Source organism: Streptomyces sp. ATLC9 (genome assembly GCF_057196705.1).
The window spans coordinates 1-3,970 of the sequence record NZ_JBXUOY010000383.1; the positions used below are offsets into that span (position 1 = coordinate 1).

The window sequence follows — 3,970 nt, forward strand, 5'->3', positions numbered from 1 at the left end:
CACCGGGGGTGGCGGGGTGCGCGCACGGCGGGGCCTGATCACCCGTAGGGGACGGTCAGCCGAAGGGGATGGTCAGCACCGAGCCGGAGCCGACCCGGAGCTTGGCCGGGGCGTTGCCGATCGCGCTCCAGACCTCGACGCGGACCGTTCCGCCCCGCAGGTCGCCCAGGCTGCCCGAGGCCGACTTCAGGCCGGCGCGGGAGGCGTCGTACTCCTCCCAGCCGTCCACCGGGTCGGTGGCGAAGTAGCGGTAGGTCTCCACCCGGTCGAAGGTGCCGTCACCGGTCAGGTCGTAGGAGACCCGCGCCTGCTGGCCGAGGCCGACGGCCGTGCCCGCGTCCACCTTCAGGCGGAAGCCGGTGGCGCCGCCGGACTCGTGGGAGCCGTCGACGTTCCTGACCTCGTACACCAGCGGCCGGTGGGGGGTGCCGTCGTGGTTGGCGCCGCCCGCCGAGGCGATGGTGTCGGCCGACGCGGTGGAGGCCTCGGTGGCGCTCAGCGTCCCGCCGGAGCGCAGGTGGAAGGTGTCGCCGGTGGCGGGCGGGTCCTGCGGGTCACCGGGGTCGCCCGGGCCCGCCGTGCCGGTGCCGGTGGCCGTGGAGCGGGCCGGGACGCTCAGCTTCCCGCCGTCGGAGAACGTCACGGTCACCGCCGAGCCGGAGTGGTTGTGGGCGACGTAGGTGCGGGTGCCGTTCTTGGTGAAGACCGCGGCGGTCGGACTGTCGGCGGTGACGGAGGTGTCGGGGGCGCCGATCGCGTCCAGGGTGGTGACCCAGTGGTAGGTGTGGGCCCTGCTCTCACCCGCCTCCGGCTCGTAGCCGCCGTTCTGCGCGTCCCAGGCGGCCTTGCCCTTCGCGGGGTCGGCCAGCGCCTGGAACTCCCAGAAGATGTCGCGCCACTCGACGGCGGGACCGCCGTTGGCCCTCTCCATCTCGGCGATGCTGCGCCGGATGGCGTCCTTGTTGCGGGCCAGGTGGAGCGAACCCCCGGTCACCGGGAGGACGTTGATGCCGTGGATCTCCTCGGGGTTGGCCGTCCACCAGGTGGAGTAGGCGCCTCCGCTGCCCCAGACCATGCCGACCACGTCGTGGCCGAAGTCGTCGGGGTAGACCTCCTGGTCGGCGTCGAACCAGTACTGGGCGATGGCCTCGGACTCGGTGGTCAGCAGGTAGACGCCCAGGTCCCGCAGGGAGTGGTCACCGGTGGCCGAGCCCCACAGGACCAGTCCCGCGCTGAGGTTGACCGACTCCGAGGAGGACTCCTGGTTGTTGCCCGCGGCGAAGCCGGCGTGCCCGGCGGCCCAGCTGTGGCCGGCGTACACGTCGAAGCCGCGCAGGAAGGGGAACAGCTCGTCGGTGCGGCTGGGGTTGGCGGCGTCCCTCACCAGGGTCTTCACCATCCCGCCCCAGGCGGAGTCGGCCGCCCAGGCCGCGTCGTACTGGGCCACGATCGCCGCGGCCATCACGTAGTACGAGTAGTGGAAGTGGTGGTCGTTGAGCTCCTTGTCGCTGCCGTACGAGGCGGGGTAGCCGATGAGGGTGCGCCAGTCGCGGTCGTAGGAGAACTCCGAGGCCCCGCCGGGGGTGAACCACTCCTGGAGCCTGCCCTTGATCAGGCCGAGCAGCTTGTCACGCGGACCCGTCTCGCCGATCTGGTCGGCGACCGGCACCAGCTGGGCGAGCTTGCCGAGCTGCTTGCCCGTCCAGTAGGTGTCGGTGGCGCCGGCGAACGGGTCGGCGGCGTTCGCCACCTGGCCGATGTACCCCTTCAGCCTGGCCCTGTCCACGGCGTCCGGCACGGGCAGGCCGGGCAGGACGCCGGTGACCTTCTGGGAGGTGGTGAAGGAGGTGCCCTCGCGGACCTTCATCTCACCGCGCGGCGAGGCGTAGGTCCAGCCGGTCAGGGCGTCGGAGGTGTGCAGCCACTGGTGGCGGTAGAGGGCCTGGAGGGTGCCGTGCTCGCTGCCCTCCTTGGCCGTCGTGGTCAGGGTGTAGGTGGCCTTCATCCGGCCGGCGGCCTCGTCGTAGTCCCAGGCCACCTTGGAACCGGTGACGAAGCTGAAGGCGTACTTGCGGAAGGTGGCCAGTGCGTCCCGGCTGGGCAGGACGGCCAGCGAGAAGTAGTCCCTGCCGCCGAGGTTCGCGCGGATGTCGGTGCCCGAGACGGTCCAGTCGCTGCCGGAGGGGGCGAACAGCGCGTAGTGCCGGCCGCCGATGGTGATGCCCAGGACGTTGCCCTGGTCGGCGAAGACGGCCGGGGTGCTCGCGGCGGAGATCCGCGCGGCGCCGCCGCTGCCCTGGGCGTAGACGTACGGCAGGCCGTGGCCGATGGTGGCGCGCAGGGTGCGGGAGCCGTCGGACCAGCGGGGGGTGACGGTCCAGTCGCTCCAGGAGTCGGCCCGGGCGTCGGGGGAGTTCAGGTCGGCGAGGCCGAGGGTCAGGTCGCGCTTGTGCGTGAACTCGTACTGGCGGCCCTCGCCCACGACGGCGTGCGAGGCGGGGTAGCCGACCTCCAGACCTCCGGAGACGGCCCGGTAGGTGAGGGGGTGGCCGTACATGTTCTCGGAGTACGGGTTGCCGGGGTAGCGCTGGAAGGCCAGGGAGGACCACCAGTCGTTGGTGGGCACCGGCTTGTCCGCCACGGCCGCGGTGACCTTGGGCTTGACCGGCGCCCCGGCGTTGTTCTCCGGTCCGGCGGCCCCGGCCGGGCGCGTGTCGCTGTAGCCGCCCCGGCCGACGGGGACGGTGGCTGCCTGGGCGGTGTCCGCCCCGACGGCGCCGAGGCCGGTGGCGACGGCCGCCGTGGCCGCCGCCGCCAGCAGCGCGGCGGGACGTCTGCGGAATCTCATGAACGGCTCCTGAGGGATGTGCGTGGGGGATTACTGAGAGCGCTCTCAGGTTCCGGCAACTTAGGTTTCACCTGACCGAGCGTCAAGATGTTCGACAGAAACAATCTTGAAAAGCCACCAAGCGTTCAGGAGTTGACATCTCTGCCCCCGGGCCCGTCCACGGGGTCCGCGCGGCCGGGCTCCGCACCGGGCTCCGGGGGCGGGAGGCCACCGTCGGGCGGGGCGATGTCCACGCCCAGACCCCCAGTGCCTGGAGACCGCGGAGGCGGCCCGAGCCCACGGGGAGCGGTTCGTGTCCGTGCGCCCGGCCCACCCCTTCGCGGAGGTCGACGCTGTCCTCGGCTGAGGCCCTGCCGGCGCGGACGCGGAAGGGCGGCGCCTCCGCACAGGCGCCGCCCTTCCTTTTTGTGCGCCGGGACCGCCGTTCCCGCCGGTGAGGGTCGGCCGGCGGGACGGTCCCGGTGTCAGATGGTCTTCGTTCGCCGGTCAGCGGCTGTCGCTGCCCTCCCCGCTCTCCATGGCCGCCGCGCGTCCCGCCTCCAGGCGGGCGACGGGGATGCGGAACGGGGAGCAGGAGACGTAGTCCAGGCCGATCCCGTGGAAGAAGTGGACCGACTCCGGGTCGCCGCCGTGCTCGCCGCACACGCCCAGTTTGAGGTCGGGACGGGCGGCCCGGCCGGCCTCGGCCGCGCCCCGCACCAGCGCGCCGACGCCGTCCCTGTCGATGGTCTCGAACGGCGAGACCCCGAAGATGCCCTTCTCCAGGTAGGCGGTGAAGAAGCTGGCCTCCACGTCGTCCCGGCTGAAGCCCCACACGGTCTGGGTGAGGTCGTTGGTGCCGAAGGAGAAGAAGTCGGCGCACTCGGCGATCTGACCGGCCGTCACCGCCGCGCGCGGCAGCTCGATCATGGTCCCGATCAGCAGCCTCAGGTCCACGCCGCGGGCCTGCTGCACCTGGGCGACGACCTTCTCGGCCTCCTCGCGGACGCACTCGAGCTCCTGGACGGTGCCCACCAGCGGGATCATGATCTCCACACGGGGGGGGGGGGGGGGGGGGGGGCGGGGGGGGGGGGGGGGGGGGGGGGGGGGGGGGGGCCGGGGGGGCGGGCCGGGGCGGGCCGG

The 3,970-nt window shown here is 72.9% G+C and carries 1 protein-coding gene and 1 pseudogene; both read right to left on the reverse strand.

What is annotated here, in order from left to right:
• Positions 1–55: 55 nt before the first annotated feature.
• Positions 56–2,848, reverse strand: a complete 2,793-nt coding sequence (locus AC2CJA_RS25050; protein ID WP_484604954.1) for a glycosyl hydrolase — start codon at positions 2,846–2,848, stop codon at positions 56–58.
• A 486-nt stretch (positions 2,849–3,334) separates the two neighbouring features.
• Positions 3,335–3,889 (reverse strand): annotated as a pseudogene (locus AC2CJA_RS25055) (putative PEP-binding protein); the annotation flags it as partial.
• Positions 3,890–3,970: the final 81 nt, after the last annotated feature.

What these genes read in the sequence shown, in the direction of transcription:
- AC2CJA_RS25050 (WP_484604954.1), bottom strand. Translation starts at nt 2,848, where the DNA reads ATGAGATTCCGCAGACGTCCCGCCGCGCTGCTGGCGGCGGCGGCCACG.